Origin of the sequence: Neobacillus nitrireducens, assembly GCF_030915405.1 — a bacterium.
GTDB lineage: Bacteria > Bacillota > Bacilli > Bacillales > Cytobacillaceae > Neobacillus.
The window spans coordinates 2608319-2627354 of record NZ_CP133262.1 but is presented as its reverse complement, the minus strand read 5'-3'; the positions used below and the strand labels follow the sequence as shown (position 1 = coordinate 2627354).

Genomic DNA, 19036 nt, shown 5'->3' with positions numbered 1-19036 from the left:
ATGTTGATGTTACTAGAAAAAGTAAAGATTGAAGAAGTAGGGATTGCAGGAACTCTTGAGTCAAGCGATATCATTATCCAAATTGAAAAGAATGAAGGTAGAGGAATAGAACTTGAACTTAAAAGCACTGTCGAAAATCAATTTGGAAAACAGATTAAAAAGGTCATTATCAATACGCTGCAAGAATTAGGGATAGAGGATGCCCTTGTGGTGGCTAAAGATAAAGGGGCCTTGGATTGTACGATCCGGGCCAGAGTTAAGACTGCTGTAGGCAGGGCCACCCATCAAAATTCTATTCCATGGGAGGCAAGATAAATGAGTAGACTTAGAAGAAGTATGTTATATGTTCCCGGTAACAATCCGGGTATGATCAGAGATGCAAATATCTATGGAGCAGACTCAATTATGTTTGATCTGGAGGATTCTGTTTCTCTTAATGAAAAGGATTCAGCTAGACAATTAGTCTATGAAGCTCTAAGAACCATGGATTACGGACGGACGGAAATACTTGTGCGCGTGAATGGCTTAGATACACCATTTGGAAGAGACGACTTTGAAGCGATTGTCAGAGCGAAACCTGATGCCATCCGTCTGCCGAAAACGGAAACACCCCAAGATGTTGAGGAAGCGGATGAATTAATTACTCGAATTGAAAGAGAAGCTGGGATGGAATATGGAACCATTAAGCTAATGGCTGCAATTGAAAGTGCGTTAGGGGTTATTAATGCCTATAAAATTGCAACAGCAAGTAAGCGGTTAATTGGTATCGCTATTGGTGCAGAGGATTTTGTAACAAATTTAAAAACAACAAGATCAAAAGAAGGCATTGAATTACTGACAGCAAGAAGCCAAATCCTCTTTGCTGCAAGGGCTGCCGGTATAGATGCTCTCGATACTGTTTTTTCTGATGTGGATGATGAAGAAGGATTTATCCAAGAAGTCAAACTGATTAAACAATTGGGATTTGACGGAAAATCCCTTATAAACCCAAGACAAATTAATATTGTCCATACTATCTATTCGCCAACTGAAGGTGAAATTAAGAAATCTTTTGCGGTGATTGCTGCAGCGAAAGAAGCTGAGCAAAAAGGATCGGGCGTTATTAGTCTGAACGGCAAAATGATTGATAAGCCAATCGTCGAAAGAGCGTACAGAGTACTTGAACTAGCTAAGGCTGTAAATAGTGTTAGCATGGAGGAGATGTTGCAATATGTTTAATACAATTGAGCGAAATATACCAGAAGAGATTTTCGGACTTGGAACTCTGCCGCTGTTTGATTCGAATGGATTGGTCAAGAATACGCAGCGATCTAAGGACCGCATTAGAAATTCAGACCGAAATAAAATCCTGGATTCCCTTGAAACAGCAATTAGGGAAACGGGTTTAAGAGACGGAATGACGATTTCCTTCCATCATCATTTCCGAAATGGAGATTATATCATTAATATGGTGCTTAACGCCATTGCAAGAATGGGAATTAAGGATCTTACCATTGCGCCAAGTTCTCTTATAGATATCCATGCACCTTTAATTAATCATATAAAAAATGGAGTAATCCGGAGGATTGAGACGAGTGGACTACGAGGGGAATTGGCTGAGGCAATTTCGAACGGCTTGATGAACATTCCGGTTGTCATCAATTCCCATGGCGGAAGAGCCAGGGCGATTGCCTCGGGAGAATTGCCAATTGATGTTACCTTTTTAGGCGTACCGTCATGTGACCCTGCAGGCAATGCCAATGGATATTCCAGAGATAATTCTGCTGCATCTGAATGCGGTTCGCTTGGATATGCAAAAGTTGATGCCCAATATGCAAAAAAGGTTGTTTTAATTACAGATCATTTGGTTGAATACCCGAATACACCATTTGGTATTCCTGAATCTCATGTGGATTATATTGTGGTTGTGGATGCAATCGGCGATCCAAAAGGGATTATGTCAGGTGCAACCCGCTTTACCAAGAATCCTAAAGACTTGTTAATCGCTCAGAGTGCTGCGGATGTCATCGCTGCTTCGGGCTATTTTGAGGATGGATTTTCGCTGCAAACGGGCTCAGGCGGTGCTTCTCTGGCTGCGACAAGATTTTTAAGAGAAAAGATGATTGAGAGAAACATTAAAGCAAGCTTTGCATTAGGTGGAATTACTGGACAGATGGTAGATCTTCATGAGGAAGGTCTGATTAAAAAGTTATTAGATGTACAGGGCTTTGATTTGAAAGCAGTTGCTTCCCTTAAAAATAATCGCTTCCATCAGCAAATTTGTGCGGAGTATTACGCCAGCCCTGATAATCAAGGAAGTGCGGTTAATCAATTAGATGTAACGGTATTAAGTGCATTAGAAATTGATCTTGATTTTAATGTGAATGTTATCACAGGCTCAGACGGAGTGATCCGCGGAGCTTCAGGTGGACACAGTGATTCAGCCGCAGGAGCGGCCTGCTCAATTATTGTGGCACCACTTATCAGGGGCAGAATGCCATCCATTCTTGACAGAGTGCACACGGTCGTAACCCCTGGATGTTCGATTGATGTACTGGTTACAGAACAAGGGATTGCGGTTAATCCTCTAAGGAAGGATTTGTATAATAACCTTAAAAAAGCGAACCTGCCTGTCGTGTCTATTGAAGAGCTCAAGGCAAAGGCCAACCAAATCGTCGGAATTCCAGAGTCTATTAAGGTAGAAGACAATATTGTTGGTGTGGTTAAGTATCGGGATGGTTCAGTCATCGATGTCATTCATCAAGTGAAGAAGGACGCTTGGAAATGATTATAGCCAAAGAACTATTACTGGAGCAATTATTAGAGGCTCGAGAATATAGGGCTGCTCATCAGAAGGAATTAATGAAGAAATATAGGTTCCCTTTAGTATCCTTCACAGTCAATATGCCAGGTCCAGTCAAGAAAACATATGAGAGCAGCATTATTTTTGAAGAGGGTTGCCGTGCAATAGTAAAAAAACTAAAAAAGGCTGGCTTCTGCATGGAGTATTTTGGAACCAATATGCCGATTACGGGATATGAGGCATATTTTGTTGTAAAAATAGATGAACGGTCATTAAAAGCTTATATGCTTGAGATTGAGAGCGAACATCCGCTAGGGCGGCTGTTTGATCTTGATGTAATCGGATCGGATGGAGTACCCATTTCCAGGGAGGACTTTGGTCATTCAAAACGGAAATGCCTGCTCTGTGATGAGGATGCTCATAGCTGCGGCCGGAGCAGAAAGCATCCATTAGAGGCGCTGACGCAAAAGATTCAAAGTATGGTAGATTCTTATATATAAATAATAGGGCCAAACTACGATAAGCTTTCTGTGTTAAATACAGGTAGTTTACCCGAGTTTGGTCATTCTCTTTTTGTGAATTTGGATAAATAGAAGGAGAGACGTGGAACATGGCAGAACAGTGGATTCAAACTATTTCACAAAAAGCGCTGCTTGCTTTACTTTATGAGGTTTCCGCTAGTCCTAAACCAGGGCTTGTAGACAGATTTAACCAGGGAGCACATCAGGATATGGACTTCTTTACATTTATGGCCAGCAGTGCTGCACTGAGTAATTACTTCAATGATTGTGTCACGGAGGGAATAAAATTCTCAGGAAAAGACCCAAAGCAATTGTTCCAAGCCTTAAGAAGCATTGGCATTAAAGCAGAAAAGGCAATGTTTGCAGCAACCAACAACGTTAATACCCATAAAGGTCTAATTTTTTCATTAGGAATCATCTGCGCTGCTGCTTCTTGCTGCATGATGGAGAGTCAAAATAAAATTATTGATACCGAAAAAATCTGCACAAAAGTTTCCAAGATGACACAGGGGTTATGTTTAAAGGAACTAACTCTCTTGAAAAAGACGGTAAACCTAACTTATGGGGAAAAACTTTATGTGAATTATGGGCTAAAAGGTATACGTGGAGAAGTCGAGAATGGATTCCCAACGGTGCGAAATTACTCTCTTCCTGTGCTGAAGAAGCTGAAAAGTTTAAGTAATATATCTATTAATGACATTTATGTACAAACACTCTTTCATTTAATGGCAGTAAATGAAGATACAAATATAGTTGCAAGACATAATTTAGAAACCTTGGAACGTGTTCATCTTTATGCCCAACGGGTATTGGATGCTGGAGGTATGCTAACACAAGAAGGTGTTCAGATGATTGATAAATTGGACAAAGAATTCATTCGTAGAAATATAAGTCCTGGAGGATCAGCAGATCTTTTGGCGGTAACAATCATGTTTGATCTACTCTCATAGTAGACTAATGACGTTTTTATAGTAGCATTTAGAAGGCAATTCACCCTATTTGGGGAATTGCCTTCTGTTGATATATGCTCTTATTTTAAGTTACCTGGTACTGATTTCATAATTTTTCCAGTGTTATTATTGTTAACTGGAGATGAAGCTGGACGTAATACGCGCATTTAACTCACCCCCTTTCACTATGGCTAATTGGGCGTAAAACCGATTTGCAATATCTGTTTTCTCTATTACAAACTATTTTTCCATATTAAGTTTAATACCTTTTTAATGTTTCGTTTTTCATAAGGGCAAGGTCTCTCTCCGGTACGGATCCGATATAATGGACAATGATTGCCTTGGCATGCAGGACGGTAGAAGCAGGATTGGCAAACTGCATCCGTCTCCTCTCCTGAAGTGACCCAACTGGCAATTTTATCATAATCAAGTTCTAGACTACCATCTTCATGTATCTTTCCAACTTTATTAAATTCCTCATCAAGGGAGAGGGTACACTTGTACAATTGTCCATCAGAACCAACTACTAATGAGTGTGGTTTTGCTGCATAGCAGACTGATGCAGATGGCATTAATGACTCTGTTACCATGGGACTCATACTTAATCCTTGTGTTATAGCTTCATCAGTTAGCTCCCAAATCTTTTTGTTAGACATGGTGCGGCTGCAAACAGGGATGTCATCATCGTTTTTTCCACCCCATTTTCCAACTGGTCGATACAAAACTCCGAAACGCTTATCATCTGCAAAATGTTCTACTAATAGCTCAGTTAACTTGGATGCTTCCTGTAAATTACTTTCATCGAAATTTGTTCGAATGGTGATATCAAATGAATCTGGGATATCTTTAATGGCTAGTAGATTATTGATGATTTTACCAAATGTTTTACCACCACCTAATAAAGGTCTTCGATTATCGTGTACTTCCCCAATTCCATCAATCGTAATCATAAATTGATTAATATTCCAAGATAGCAATTTTTGAAAAACATCTTTTGTTAATAAATAACCATTTGTAACAAGGTCACAAGAGTAATGGATATTGTTTTCTTTGGCAATCGATAAAAAGTGAGTGGAAAGTTCCTCGATGACATCCAAAGAAACTAAGGGTTCACCACCAAACCAACTAATATGCAGGGTTGATAAATTTGCTTTCTTTTCTTGTACGAATGCTTTAAGACCATTTATTACTTTTCGATCCATTTTCCCTCGTTCAAACGTTTCATAACAATAGGTACAACGAAAATTGCAGGCTTCGGTTGGTAAAAGGATAAGGTGCATGATATCTGTTCGGTGTAAGGACTGATGAAGAAATTGTGCCCTTCTCTGTTCATCAACATCGCTAGGAATTAAAAAACCATTATTATATAAATCCTTATGTATTTCATTTTCTAAACTATCTGTACCAGTTCTTTTTAAAGAATTTATGACAGCTTCTTTTTCTTCATCTGAAAAATGGGTAATGGCACCCGTATAACTATTAAAAAGCACAACACCATTGTCATCAGTATGTGATAGAGCATTAAATCTAGATGGAACATAACTATTATTGTTTTTCATACTTACACTAACTTTCTTTGAATATAGTTTGATAGTCAAAAACTATTATAGGAGTGTAAATAAAAATATTAAATGAGATAAATCACTTAGTGGTGGGGCATAAATTGTTAAGGGTTATCGTTCGAATCAATTGGCTCGACTTGTGAGGATATCTGAATCTCTCCATTTTACGATTCTTACTTTTTTCATTAGGTCCTTAATAGATTTACTTTTTATTTGAAGGATGGTACACTTGATTCTATAAAAACAATATATTGTATTCGTTTTATATAGGTACTACTATATGTAGTTTAATAGGGAAGTTCGGTGTGATACCGACGCTGTCCCCGCAACTGTGAAGCTGACGATGATTCAAAGCCACTATGCATTCGCATGGGAAGGGAATCAGAGAATGAAGCGAAGCCAGGAGACCTGCCTTGATAAAACAGATTAATCATTTCTTCGGGGATTGAGAAATGGAGACGTAACCATTTTTTTATTTCTGAACGTTTCCATTTTAGGCTATCTCTTTTCGAAGAGGTAGCCTTTTTATATTACGAAAAGAGGGATTACATGAAACTTTATACGAAAACAATCTGCCCTAAATGCCTTTGGGTAAAATCCGAATTACAACGTGCCGGGCTTGAAGCAGACATAATTAACATTGATCAAGATGAACATGCAAGGCAAACAATCATTGAAGCAGGCTTTTTAAGTGTTCCTGTTCTTGAATTCAAAGGAAAGTTGATAGGTGATGTAAAGGAAGTTATTTCCCAAATTGAGCTGATTGCACAATGATTGTTTATGCCAGTCGAACGGGCAATGTACGATATATTGCATCCAAATTAAAGGCAGTGCCTATTGAAATTTCTGAAGAATTAATGTTGAAAAAGCCTTATCTACTAATTACCTATACAGATGGGCTAGGTAATATTCCTGAAAAGGTTGCTCGTTTTTTAGAACAAAATTCGAAATATTGTAAAGGCGTAGTTGTTAGTGGTAATAGTAACTTCGGTCATACGGTATTTGGTGGTGCTGGCGATAAAATTGCAGCGACATATCATATCCCCCTAGTACGTAAATTAGATTTACGAGGATATCAAGCCGATTATGATGCAATTCAACAGTTTTATGAAACGAGGGTGACGGGATGAAAACGTATTTAAAGCTAAATAACGATGTCCTTAATCGTTATAGCACAACAGGACAATTAGAATTGGAAAAAGACCGAGAAGCAACGCGCCGTTACTTTTTAGAATATGTAAATGTGCGTTTGCGGTACTTTATTGATATGGAAGAAAAAATTCGTTATTTAGTAGATGAAGGCTACTACGAAAAAGAATTTATCGACCGGTACGATATGGAATTTATTAAAAGAATGTACAAAAAAGCTTATGATTATAGTTTCCGTTTTCCATCTTTTATGAGTGCTAGCAAGTTTTATGATAGTTATGGCCTAAAAAGCCGTGACGGGGAAGAAATTCTAGAAAAATATGAAGATCGTATGGTGATTATTGCATTGTATTTAGCTCAGGGAAATACGGATCTAGCAGAACGAGCAGTGGAAGCAATGATGGAGGCTTATCAACCTGCTACACCAACAGCTTTAAACAGCGGGAAGAAAGCACGTGGAGAGTTGGTGAGCTGTTTTAAGTTATCGATGGATGATTCTATGAATAGTATTGCTGAAAATATTGGCTATTGTTTAGAATTGTCACGTCTTGGCGGCGGTGTTGGGGTGAATTTAACGGATTTGCGTCCATTAGGGGACCCGATTAAGGGGATTTTAAATCGTGCAAGTGGTGTAATACCAGTCGCAAAGCTTCTAGAAAACTCATTTAGTTATTCGAATCAACTCGGACAACGAAATGGTTCTGGTGTTGCCTATTTAAATATTTTCCATGGTGATATAGAAAACTTTATTTCGTCTAAGAAGCCAAATGCGGATGATAAAATACGTCTAGCCACACTTTCAACAGGGATCATTATTCCAAATATTTTCTTTGAACTAATGAGACGAGATAAAGATATTGTGTTGTTTAGTCCATATGATATTTTTAAAGAATATGGCAAGCGTATGTCTGAAATTTCGTTGACAAAAATGTATTATGAATTGCTAGATAATCCGAATATCCGTAAAATTAAGCGGGTAAACGCACGAAAACTTTATACAGAAGTGAAAAAAGCACAATTTGAATCAGGTTATCCATTTGAAATCTTTGATGACAATGCCAACGAAGACCATCCACTTAAAAATATTGGTCGTGTAAAAATGTCTAATCTGTGTACCGAAATTCTTCAGGTGCAGCATACTAGTATCATCACTGACCAAGATGAACCAAATCAATACGGCTTAGATGTATCTTGTAATTTAGGTTCAATTGATATCCATGCAGCAAGTAAAGTGAATGATTTTGGAAAGTTAGTAGATACTGCGATGCTCCTATTAACGAATGTTTCACAAATGACAAACATTAAAAATGTTCCATCTGTGGCGAAAGCAAACCAATTAATGCATTCTGTCGGGCTAGGTGTCATGAATTTACACGGACATCTTGTGACACAGGGTATCCTATACGGATCAAAGGAATCTATTGAATTTATCGATTGTTTTATGGAAGCGATAAACTATTATTCACTGAAAACATCAATGGAAATTGCCAGAGAACGCGGCGAATCATTCTATCGATTTGAGGATAGTGATTACGCATCAGGTATTTATTTTGATCCTTATTTGGATAAAGAAGAACAAGAAAGGCCACCCATTGTATTAAAAGCACTGGGAAATATTCCAATCATCACTCAAAAAATGTGGCAGTCTTTAAAGGAAGACGTCATGCAATACGGCTTATTCCATTCATATCGTATAGCCATTGCACCAACGGGCAGCATTTCATATATTCGTAGCTGCACAGCTTCCATTGCTCCTTGTACAGAGCGCGTGGAGGTACGTGATTATGCGGATAGTCGTACAATTTATCCAATGCCGCACTTAACAAACGAGAATACTCATTTATATGTGGAGGCATACGATGTCAATCCTTATGACTTAATAGATGTATATGCTGCTGCTCAAAAACATGTAGATCAAGGAATTTCGATGACACTTTATGTCACTGACAATTGGACAACCGAGCAACTAGCGAAAATTTATATTTATGCCTGGATGAAGGGCATTAAGTCGGTTTACTATGTGCGTCAGCGATTACAAACATTAGAGGAGTGTGTGGCATGCCAAATTTAACGTATGTGGCGGTCAATTGGAATAAACCAACAAGTGAACTCGCACAAGTATTTTGGGATCAGCAATGGAAGCAAATTTGGTTTCCAGAAGAAATAGCCGTCAGTAAAGACGTCAAACAGTGGCAAAGTTTTGAACATCAGGATACGTATAAAAAAGTTTTTGCAGGATTGACGTTACTTGATACGGTTCAAACCAATATTGGCATGAATCATATTGCTGCCTATGCAACTGATTTACAAGAAAAGGCTGTTTTCACTGTTTTTGCAGCTTTTGAAGCCATTCATGCGAAATCTTACTCCTATATATTTACAACACTTTGTACCAATACAGAAATCGATGAGCTTTTTGAATGGGTGATGAAAAATGAGTATCTTCAATATAAAGCAAACAAAATTGGTGATATTTATAACAATATAGAAGAAGGAAATTCAGAAAGCTTATGGAAAGCCATGTTTTCTTCCGTCATGCTTGAATCCTTCCTGTTTTACTCGGGTTTTTACTACCCCCTATACTTAGGGGGACAAGGCTTCCTTCGTAATAGTGCAGAGGTCATTTCGCTTATTCTGCGTGACGAATCGATCCATGGTGTGGCAGTAGGCTTTTTTGCTCAAAATATATTTAAGCACTTCTCAAAGAAAAAGCAAGATGAGCTGAAAATATGGGGCTATGAGCTATTACTCGATCTGTATCAAAATGAAATAAAGTATACCGAAGATGTATATGCGGAAACAGGCTTATCACCAGAGGTAAAAGCCTATGTACGCTATAACGCTAATAAAGCATTAATGAATGTCGGTTTCGAATCCATGTTTCCAGACGAAGAAGTCAATCCAATTGTGATGAATGGTATTCGAAATGAAGGCTCTACATATGACTTCTTTTCACAAAAGGGTTCTACTTATACAAAAGCGAAAGTGGCTCCTATTACAGATGAAACCTTTAATGATTTAAGTCAAAGAACAGATAAAATTTTAAGAAGATGAACCGAAAACAATCCTTTTAAATGAATCAACCTACACTCTTTTCATACAGATACTTTATACGAAAGAACGTGATGATTTTGTTAACAATGAATAAAATACAAGAAGTAATCAAACGAGATAAACGTATTGTTCCATTTTGTCCTCAAAAAATAATACAGGCTGTTGAAAAGGCTGAACAAGCTACAGAACAAGGAGTTACACCGAACCTAGCTCAAAAGATATTAAAAGATTTGAATGAACGTATTCAACACATTCGAATTTCAGTAGAAGATATTCAAGACTTAGTAGAAATTGAACTTATGAAGAGTGAGAGAACGGATGTAGCAAAAGCCTATATCTTATATCGTGAAGAAAGATCGAAAGCTAGAAATGGAAAATCATTTGATACGATTGCGTCGATTATTAGAGCGGAGTCAAATGATATTACAAAGGAAAATGCCAATATGAGTGCGGAGACGCCTTCTGGAATGATGATGAAGTTCGCAAGCGAAACGACAAAAGCTTATACGTCAGCCGAATTACTGAAACCAGAACATCATTTCTTGCATCGAGCTGGAGCAATCCATATCCATGACCTTGATTTTTATCCAACTCGAAGCTTAACCTGCGTACAGCATCCGCTGGATAAAATGCTCGAAAATGGAATGGAGGTTAATCATGCTGCACTGCGTCGTCCCAATGGGATTCATGGGGCTGCAGTAATGGCATGCATTTCTCTTGAGACTGCTCAAAATGAAATGCACGGAGGACAATCGATTCCAGCTTTTGATTTCTATATGGCTCCATTTGTTAAAGTAACGTACGAAAAAGAATTGAAGAAGGCTTGTGAATTTACGGGATGTGATTTTGACAAATTAATAGCTATTCCTATTTCTGTTTATAAAGAAAAAGATTTGGATGGCTTGACCGGAGATGAAAGAGTCATTCAATATGCTTTAAATCGTACAATAAATACTGTATATCAAGCGATGGAAGGGTTTATACATAACATGAACAGCATTCATTCGCGCGGCGGAAATCAAGTCGTTTTCTCTTCCATTAATTATGGGACAGATACATCTCCAGAGGGACGCTGTGTGATGGAGCAGCTACTCCTTTCAACAGAACGTGGTGTTGGCAATGGGCAAACAGCTATTTTTCCTATTCAAATTTTTAAAGTAAAAGACGGTGTTAACTTAAAAGAGGGCGATTCTAATTATGATTTATTCCAATTAGCCTGTCGCGTAACGGCAAAACGTTTCTTTCCAAACTTTATCAACTTAGATGCACCCTTTAATCAGCATGAAAAATGGACTGTCGAGGATTCAACACGTTATCTGTATGAAGCAGCTACAATGGGTTGTCGTACCCGTGTATTTGAAAATATTCATGGAGAAAAGACATCTGTCGGTCGGGGTAACGCTTCCTTTACTTCTATCAATCTAGTGCGTATCGCATTAGAGACAATGGAAGAAGTCGAAAGAGAAGAGTTTTCCGAAGAAGAGAAATGGGCCCATTTCTATGGGAAACTTGAGAATTTAGTGGGAGAAGTTGGAGAACAATTAAAAATACGCTATGATTTCCAAAAACAAGCTTTAGCGAAACAATTTCCAACGGTCATGAAATATTTATGGCGAGGTGGAAGTGAATTAAAACTAGAAAACCCAATTGAAAAAGTGATAAATCAATCTACTTTAGCGATCGGATTTATTGGACTAGCAGAATGTTTACTCGCATTAATGGGGAAACATCACGGAGAATCCGATGAAGCACAAACAAAAGGGTTGGAAATTATCACCTTTATGCGAGATAAATGTACGGAACTAAAAGAATGTCATCAACTTAACTATAGCTTACTTGCTACACCAGCTGAATCGTTGTGTAAAAAGTTCCCTAAACTTGATCGAGAACGTTTTGGTGAAGTGGAAGGAATCAATACTCGGGAATACTATACCAATTCAAACCATGTCCCCGTTTGGCATCATATATCTGCTGTAAAGAAAATGACCATTGAAGCACCGTATCATGCCCTCACATTAGGTGGACATATTGCTTATATCGAACTAGATGGAAAAGCATCCGAAAACTGGCAGGCGATTGAAAAGATGGTGTTGATGGCACATCACCTAGAAATTGGCTATTTCAGCTTAAATCATACGATCTGTCGCTGCTTAGATTGCGGACATGAAACAAGCGATGCTGAAGCGATAACATGTGAAGCATGTCATAGCGATCATGTGGATGTGATCCAACGTATTACAGGATACTTGGTTGGTACAACGGGCAAGTGGAATGAAGGGAAAAAAGCGGAATTACAAGATCGAGTCATTCATTCATAAAAGGCAGGGGGAACGAAATTGAAAATTGGAGGATTCTATTCTGATTCTATCTCGAATGGTGAAGGGTGGAGAGCTGTTCTTTTCGTATCAGGATGTCCACATCACTGCCTGGGATGCCATAATCCAGAATCCTGGGATAGGGATTATGGAGAACTGTATGTCGAAGATGATATTTATACTCAAATTATAGAGAATCCCTTTTTAGATGGGTTAACACTATCTGGTGGAGAACCTTTTCTTTATTGCCAAGAGCTATTTTCGTTAGTGAAACGTGTAAAAGCAACGGGATTAAATATTTGGTCTTATACAGGATTTACATTTGAAGAACTTTTACGCTGGTCTGAAAAGAATTCTGATGTACAAGCATTTCTACAAGAAGTAGATATATTAGTAGATGGAAAGTTTTTAATAGAGAAGATGGAACCGAAGCAACGTTTTCGTGGTAGTTGCAATCAACGTATCATTGATGTTCAGGCTTCATTGAAGAAACAAGAGGTTGTCTTATATGTGGCTTAAATGGAAAAAGCGTGTTTTGATCCCATCTGCTTTGTATTGGGATTAATTGATTGATAAAATGAATTTTACCACACCTTTCGGGTAGTTCGGAACAGAGGTTGTGAGTGAAAGGTGCCAGGATCTTGGTTCTTCACTTTTTTTCATCTTTTATAGGCTTTCAACATAAATGAAAATTATGATATTATTATATTTGAATTGTAATATTTTTGTAGAATGATAAAAAAATTCCATCATGATTTTGTGCAGAAGAGAAGTGTATATTTTCTAATGAAAAAGGAGAATTCGATGTTTAAAAAACTGTTTCTAGTTATTGTTGCTTCTGTCTTTTTAATGACCGCATGTGATTCGGTAAAAGGTGTTAATTTAAATCAAATGATTTTGAATAATGCCAAGATTAAGTCATCCCAGAGTTATGCAGTTGCTTCACTTCATCTTTCTTATAAGAAATCAAATGTAAAGGATAAAGAGTATTTAAAAGTATTAAATCTTTTGAACAATATGGAACTTCAGGTTCAAACCAAAATGCAAAATGCTGATACGTTCTCGATGGGTGGATTTGTCAAACTTAAACAAGGTAAAATTCCCTTTCAGTTATATGCTGATAAAAAGCAGATGGTTTTATTATTAGATCAAGCTTCTAAGGCAATCCGCATCCCTGTTCAGCAGGATGGGGGATCTACTGAAAAGTTAGTTCAAACTATTCAATCCAAATTGCTTCCTTCTGTTGTGAAGGATCTGCCAAACCCAAAACATATTAACGTCCAAAATAACGTACATTTTAAAGTACATGGCGAGAAAATAACAGGTCACAAGATTCATGCTGTAGTATTTGCTAATGAATTGCCTAGTCTATTGTTAAAATTCCTTGATAATCTATCAAAAGATCAAAAAGCGCTCACACAATTGGCTAAGACTATTAATGAAGTTAGTAAAATGTCGGGCGATGATACGGTTGTTTCTGTAGAGGAGCTTAAGCAAGTCATACAAGTAGTTAGGGTTCAGTTTAATCAGTCATTACCTGAGATGAAAAAATCAGGAATGCTGACTAAAAGAAACTTTCTTAAAACCGATATTTTGATAGATAAAAAATTCAACCAAAGAAAATCTTACACTGAGATTGGATTGAAAAAGCTTCCAGAAGAGAGTGGTGGGTTGGATGGAATCACTCTTAAGGTTACCCAAGAAGTTTGGAATATTAACAAAAAGGTAAAAGTACAAAAAATTAATAGAACAAAATTCTTGAGTGAAGATGCTTCAGAAGATAAATTTTTGTCAACATTGGATAAAAAACATAGTGTCCTTTACCATGTAATAAAGTCTTTTGCACCAAGCATTCCAACAGTCAATGCTGTAAATGATCATGCTACTGTTATTAGTGGCAAAGTTGAATCAGATTCAAAAGTTTATGCAATGGTGGGAAGCAAACAAATCGGCAAAGCAACTGCAAAAAATGGTAGATATACCATTAAAGTTAAAAAGCAAAAAGCAGGTACAAGCATTGTTGTTTATGCGGTTGATATGGCAGGAAATAAGAGTAAGAGTAATAGAGTTAAGGTAATAGATAAAACTCCACCAGTTGTCCCGACTGTTAATAAAATAACTAGTAAAACTGTAACGGTAAGTGGTAAAGGTGAAAGTGTAGCCACTATTTATATTTACAATGGTAATAAGAAGATTGGGCAAGGAATAGTAGATCGTCGAGGAAACTATAAAGTGAAAATTGAGTTACAAAAGACGGGTTCAACATTAAAGATATACGCTCAAGACAAATCAGGCAATAAGAGTAAGAGTAGAACGGTAAAAGTAAGTTAGTTTTTTTAAAATCCTTGCAAGCATTAGGAATATAGGTGTCTGCCCCCCGGTGCATTAAAGCTTTAACACACTGGGAGTCAGGCACCTTTTCCGCTAGTTGTGATAGAGCGTAATAAAAATCCTCTTATCAATGATAAGGGGATTTCCAAGTTAGAAGTTCCTAATTTCATCTACTGTCTTTCGATTTAACCGTTTGATGACTCCGGTCATTAACTTCACTGTATTGATATAATCATCAAAATGAATCATCGAAGTAGGGGTATGTGCATAACGGGATGGTACATTGATTAATAATACCGGCATCCCATAATTGGAGCTCTGGAATTTAGAGGCGTCTGTTCCACCGTGTTTCATAATGGAAACCTGATAAGCTATGCCGCACTCATCCGCAACCTTGATCAAAAATTTAAAAGTTTGCGATTAGAGATGGTAGAGGAATCCATTACACATAATTCAGGACCAAGACCTAAGGAAATTCCTTCCTTTGGCATGCCATGAATATCATCGGCAGTTCCTACATCGATAGAGAAACCAATTTCTGCTTGTGATATCTTTCCTAACGTTATCGCGCCTCTGCATCCTACTTCTTCCTGAGTGGATCCGCCACCAATAAAGATATTCTCATGTCCTTCTTTTTTGGGATTTTCCATAACTCGTAAGGATACAGCACATCCAATTCGATTGTTCTTTGGCTTAGTGATGAACTTTAGTTTCTTCTTAGCAGGTACTGTTTCTCATCACCCAAGAGACATTTTTCCTAGGTTTATTATCCTAACTGCTGGTTACAACGCTCAAAAGCAATAACCGCTAAATCTGCTCGGCCTCCTTTATAATAAAGGTTGCCAAGTCGATTCCATAGCAAGGAATCTTCTGTGGATTCCAATCTTTTTGAGTAAATATTCCTCCGCGTCAGTGGCATACTTATGGCTGCTTCCATCAAAAAGTGCGTTTTTTCCAAAAGTGAACCAATTTTCTGCAAGTGGAGAGTTATAGGTTAATATAGCAGTAAGAGCCATCATTCGATATTCATTTGTTATCTCCCAAACTTCCAGCTGAGTTACAGCTATTACAGCGGAAATATCCAGTAGGCTACTGTCTTGTTCATGGGATATTCGGTGTCTGACCCCCGATGCGATAAAGCTTTAACATGCTGGGGTTCAGGCACTTCGCTTTTACTTTTTAAATTAAAACAGCTCTTGCTGAAGTGCTTCGCGATTAATTAAATAAAAACCGCCCTCATCTTGGATAATATAATTTTTCTTTTTAAATTGACTGAGCGTACGGCTAATGGTTTCTCGTATTGTGCCAAACATGTTGGCCAACTCACGGTTTGTGAAATGAATCGAAAGTCTATATTATATTTCCCATTCGCTTTTACCCCAATTGGATTACACAGCCTTATGAGTAACATGATGATTTGTTCATAAGTATTTTGAAGGATCTAGTTCTGCTGTATACCCATGGTTATTTCTGGAACACCTATCACTAAAGCTTGAACCATTAGAAACGTCCACGTAGTTTACCAAGTGGCTTTTTGGAAATAATATGATGGTTAAACAATAGATGAAGGAGGACTTGTATGCCACAGGATCGAAAAGCAGAAGTTCAGAACGATGGAAGCGAAGGAAAAGAGGTAATGCCAGATAAGCCACAATGGCTGCCGCGTCACATGCAAATGAAGCTGCCTCACGAATTTTCTGTGAATCCTCTGTTTGCCCGCGAAGGAGAAATAGTCGTTCCGCGCTTTCAAATGCCTGATAAAGGCATGTTACCCGAAACGGCGTATCAAATCGTCCATGATGAAATTGCCCTTGATGGTAATGCACGCCTGAATCTTGCGACATTCGTTAGTACATGGATGGAGCCTGCCGCTGAGCAATTATATGCCAAATCATTCGACAAAAACATGATTGACAAGGATGAGTATCCGCAGACAGCCGCAATCGAGGAGCGGTGTGTCCACATTTTAGCTGACCTTTGGCATTCGCCCGCCCCCCTTACGACGATGGGCGTTTCAACTACAGGATCGTCTGAAGCCTGTATGCTCGGGGGGCTTGCGTTAAAGCGGCGCTGGCAAAACTTGCGCAAAAGCCAGGGGAAGCCAGTGGATCGGCCCAATATCGTGTTTAGTTCCGCTGTTCAAGTCGTTTGGGAAAAATTCGCGAACTATTGGGAGGTCGAACCTCGTTATGTGAAGGTTAGCCCAGAGCATCCCCACTTGGATCCAGAGGGGGTCCTCGCTGTCGTGGACGAAAATACGATTGGTGTGGTGCCGATTCTCGGTGAAACTTATACTGGGCTTTACGAACCAGTTGCTGCCATTGCGAAAGCGTTGGATGGTTTACAGGAAAGGACGGGTCTCGACATTCCCATGCATGTGGATGCGGCTTCGGGAGGATTTATTGCACCGTTTCTTCAGCCAGACTTGGTCTGGGATTTTCAATTACCGAGGGTGAAGTCCATCAATGTTTCCGGACATAAATATGGATTAGTCTACCCTGGGTTGGGTTGGATCATATGGCGGGAAGCTGAAGATCTTCCTGATGATCTCATCTTCCGCGTGTCCTATTTGGGCGGGAACATGCCGACCTTTGCCCTGAATTTCTCTCGTCCCGGCGCACAAGTGCTCTTGCAATATTACAATTACCTACGTTTAGGCAAAAATGGGTACTATGAGGTGCAAAAGGCCTCTCAGACAGTTGCCCATTTTCTTAGCAAGGCCATTCAGGAGATGGAACCGTTCGAACTTTTGTCCGATGGTTCGGATATTCCGGTTTTCGCTTGGCGGCTGAAAGATGGATACACATCAAACTGGAATCTATATGACTTGTCTCGACAATTGCGTGTGTTTGGCTGGCAGGTACCCGCCTATCCATTGCCGCCAGATATGGAAGAGGTGACGATCATGCGCGTTGTGGTTCGGAATGGATTTTCCATGGATCTCGCGCATTTGTTTTTGATGAACCTCAAACAGGCAGTTGCCTTTCTGGATTCCCTTGACGGCCCTATGCCGCATGATACGAAATGTGATAATGGGTTTCATCACTAAGAGGAGGTCAGAACTGATCAGATTTCCGCTTAGTTTGGATGGAATTACCACAAGCAAGCCCTATCCAATAACCAGTTGGATAGGGCTTTTTATTATTAGATATTCCATATAAAAAAAATAAGAGAGCCCTCATATACCAATTGAAATTGCTTAATTTTGAGGGTAAGCAATTCATCTTGCCCTTTTAATAGGATGATTAAGTTGCGCTCGGTTTTCAATAACCACCTTTTCTGATATATCTACAAATCTGGCCCAAAAATGTGCAGCGCCCTATTTATTTCCTTTGAAATCAAAACTACCTTTAATTGCAGGAGTTACTCCAGTGTAAGTTGACTCAATTCCTTCAAAATTCAACTGGACTTTTTCGAACGTATTGTTAAAGTTATAGTTTGTGAAATAAACATTATCTAGCTCAATCGTGAGAATAGGAGTTGGAGCTGTGCCACGTGATACGAACACGATCTTAGCACCCCTTACATGGTTACCTTTCAACATATTCTGAAATATTGGAATCGAAGAGGCATCGTAGCTTTTCTTGACCACAAACTCATTGATTTGCGGTTTCCCTGCACCAGCACCGCCCCCGCTTGTACTTTGTAATAATACAGAAGCATCAAATTGAACTCCTGTTAGCGCAATCCAATCTTCATAATTTTTAACTGTCGATTCACCTTTGATGCTGTCTAACCACAAATAAACATCATAATCAAGAGCAGCAGATCCGTCACCCGAAGGAACCGAAACTCCTTGGGGACCCTGAGGACCTTGAGGCCCCGTAGCACCAGTATCTCCTTTTGGACCCTGTGGACCTGCAGGGCCTGTTGCACCAGTGTCACCTTTCGGACCGACTTGATTCCAAGATATTTTTACTTCATTAGTGCTACAAGCTTTATTTTCATCTACCATTTTGATTGTGCCAGAGCTATTGTTCACACAAGCATAATAGGTAACATTATTTTCCTGTGCCCAAGCACTTGAAACACCAAAAATTGCAGCCATTACCAAAACACCAATCATTCCACCTTTTGCAATGGAATGGTTTAAAAACTTCTTAATTTTTACCATAACGTTCCCCCTTTAATAAAAATAAAATGATTCTACAATATATAAGAGATGCCAAGCATTCCTTATTTAGAACGAGCTAAAATAGAAAAGAATGATTTAAGTTTAATTAGGAATTAGATCAAAGGGGAATGAATGGTAAAAAGCTTTAACAAGCTGGGGGTCAGGCAACACTTTTCATAAAACACCAAGCTACTGCTATCAATTATAAATCCTATAAAATAGAAAATGATTATCGCTCTACTATTACCATGAAGTGAT

General features: G+C 38.6%; 16 protein-coding genes, 1 pseudogene and 1 riboswitch. Of the genes and pseudogenes, 13 read left to right on the top strand and 4 right to left on the bottom strand.

What is annotated here, in order from left to right; translation table 11 throughout:
- The 5 genes from citD (at position 1) to citG (ending at position 4253) form a co-directional block, all read left to right on the top strand.
- A complete protein-coding gene (citD, locus tag RCG22_RS12655; RefSeq protein ID WP_308103233.1) occupies positions 1-315 on the top strand; it encodes a citrate lyase acyl carrier protein in 315 nt (104 codons plus the stop codon).
- On the top strand, positions 316-1218 hold the full coding sequence (gene citE / locus RCG22_RS12650) for a citrate (pro-3S)-lyase subunit beta (RefSeq protein ID WP_308103232.1): 903 nt from the start codon (positions 316-318) through the stop codon (positions 1216-1218). It begins immediately after the preceding gene.
- Positions 1211-2767 carry a citrate lyase subunit alpha gene (citF, locus tag RCG22_RS12645; protein ID WP_308103231.1) on the top strand — a complete coding sequence of 519 codons (1557 nt, stop codon included), beginning with the start codon at positions 1211-1213 and terminating at the stop codon, positions 2765-2767. Before citE ends, citF begins: the two co-directional genes overlap by 8 nt.
- Positions 2764-3282, top strand: a complete 519-nt coding sequence (citX, locus tag RCG22_RS12640) for a citrate lyase holo-[acyl-carrier protein] synthase (protein ID WP_098262932.1) — start codon at positions 2764-2766, stop codon at positions 3280-3282. The genes citF and citX overlap by 4 nt, the downstream gene beginning before the upstream one ends.
- Before the next feature lie 110 nt (positions 3283-3392).
- Positions 3393-4253, top strand: coding sequence for a triphosphoribosyl-dephospho-CoA synthase CitG (gene citG, locus RCG22_RS12635; RefSeq protein WP_308103229.1), 861 nt, complete (start codon positions 3393-3395; stop codon positions 4251-4253).
- A gap of 233 nt (positions 4254-4486) precedes the next feature.
- On the opposite strand, the gene RCG22_RS12630 is transcribed toward citG, so the two are convergent.
- The gene (locus RCG22_RS12630) at positions 4487-5812 is read right to left on the bottom strand and encodes a radical SAM/SPASM domain-containing protein (protein WP_308103228.1); all 1326 of its coding nucleotides are present in this window, start codon (positions 5810-5812) and stop codon (positions 4487-4489) included.
- Positions 5813-6066: 254 nt separating this feature from the next.
- Positions 6067-6245: riboswitch (cobalamin riboswitch) on the top strand.
- 119 nt (positions 6246-6364) lie between these two features.
- Between RCG22_RS12630 and RCG22_RS12625 the strand changes: the two genes are divergently transcribed.
- The 7 genes from RCG22_RS12625 to RCG22_RS12595 all read left to right on the top strand — a co-directional run bounded on the left by RCG22_RS12625 (position 6365) and on the right by RCG22_RS12595 (position 14664).
- Positions 6365-6589 (top strand): glutaredoxin family protein, encoded by a 225-nt coding sequence (locus RCG22_RS12625; protein WP_098262934.1) that lies wholly within the window; start codon positions 6365-6367, stop codon positions 6587-6589.
- A complete protein-coding gene (gene nrdI, locus RCG22_RS12620; protein WP_308103227.1) occupies positions 6586-6945 on the top strand; it encodes a class Ib ribonucleoside-diphosphate reductase assembly flavoprotein NrdI in 360 nt (119 codons plus the stop codon). The genes RCG22_RS12625 and nrdI overlap by 4 nt, the downstream gene beginning before the upstream one ends.
- The gene (gene nrdE, locus RCG22_RS12615; protein WP_308103226.1) at positions 6942-9035 is read left to right on the top strand and encodes a class 1b ribonucleoside-diphosphate reductase subunit alpha; all 2094 of its coding nucleotides are present in this window, start codon (positions 6942-6944) and stop codon (positions 9033-9035) included. The genes nrdI and nrdE overlap by 4 nt, the downstream gene beginning before the upstream one ends.
- Complete coding sequence (gene nrdF, locus RCG22_RS12610; RefSeq protein WP_308103225.1) at positions 9023-10018, top strand: class 1b ribonucleoside-diphosphate reductase subunit beta; 996 nt, start codon at positions 9023-9025, stop codon at positions 10016-10018. The genes nrdE and nrdF overlap by 13 nt, the downstream gene beginning before the upstream one ends.
- Positions 10019-10104: 86 nt before the next feature.
- Entirely contained in the window at positions 10105-12336 is a 2232-nt protein-coding gene (locus RCG22_RS12605) for an anaerobic ribonucleoside triphosphate reductase (RefSeq protein WP_308103223.1), read from the top strand.
- An 18-nt stretch (positions 12337-12354) separates the two neighbouring features.
- Positions 12355-12852, top strand: coding sequence for an anaerobic ribonucleoside-triphosphate reductase activating protein (nrdG, locus tag RCG22_RS12600; protein ID WP_308103222.1), 498 nt, complete (start codon positions 12355-12357; stop codon positions 12850-12852).
- 285 nt (positions 12853-13137) lie between these two features.
- Positions 13138-14664 carry an Ig-like domain-containing protein gene (locus tag RCG22_RS12595; RefSeq protein ID WP_308103220.1) on the top strand — a complete coding sequence of 509 codons (1527 nt, stop codon included), beginning with the start codon at positions 13138-13140 and terminating at the stop codon, positions 14662-14664.
- Between the two features lie 150 nt (positions 14665-14814).
- Here RCG22_RS12595 and RCG22_RS12590 read toward each other — a convergent pair.
- Both RCG22_RS12590 and RCG22_RS12585 read right to left on the bottom strand, forming a co-directional pair.
- Positions 14815-15314 (bottom strand): annotated as a pseudogene (locus tag RCG22_RS12590) (hypothetical protein).
- A gap of 534 nt (positions 15315-15848) precedes the next feature.
- Positions 15849-15977, bottom strand: a complete 129-nt coding sequence (locus RCG22_RS12585; protein ID WP_308103219.1) for a helix-turn-helix domain-containing protein — start codon at positions 15975-15977, stop codon at positions 15849-15851.
- A gap of 266 nt (positions 15978-16243) precedes the next feature.
- Between RCG22_RS12585 and gad the strand changes: the two genes are divergently transcribed.
- Positions 16244-17713, top strand: a complete 1470-nt coding sequence (gene gad, locus RCG22_RS12580; protein WP_308103218.1) for a glutamate decarboxylase — start codon at positions 16244-16246, stop codon at positions 17711-17713.
- A 270-nt stretch (positions 17714-17983) separates the two neighbouring features.
- Here the strand turns inward: gad and RCG22_RS12575 are convergent, their stop codons facing one another.
- Positions 17984-18778: a type VI secretion system tube protein Hcp gene (locus RCG22_RS12575; protein ID WP_308103217.1), complete on the bottom strand. Its 795-nt coding sequence runs from the start codon at positions 18776-18778 to the stop codon at positions 17984-17986.
- Positions 18779-19036 lie beyond the last annotated feature (258 nt).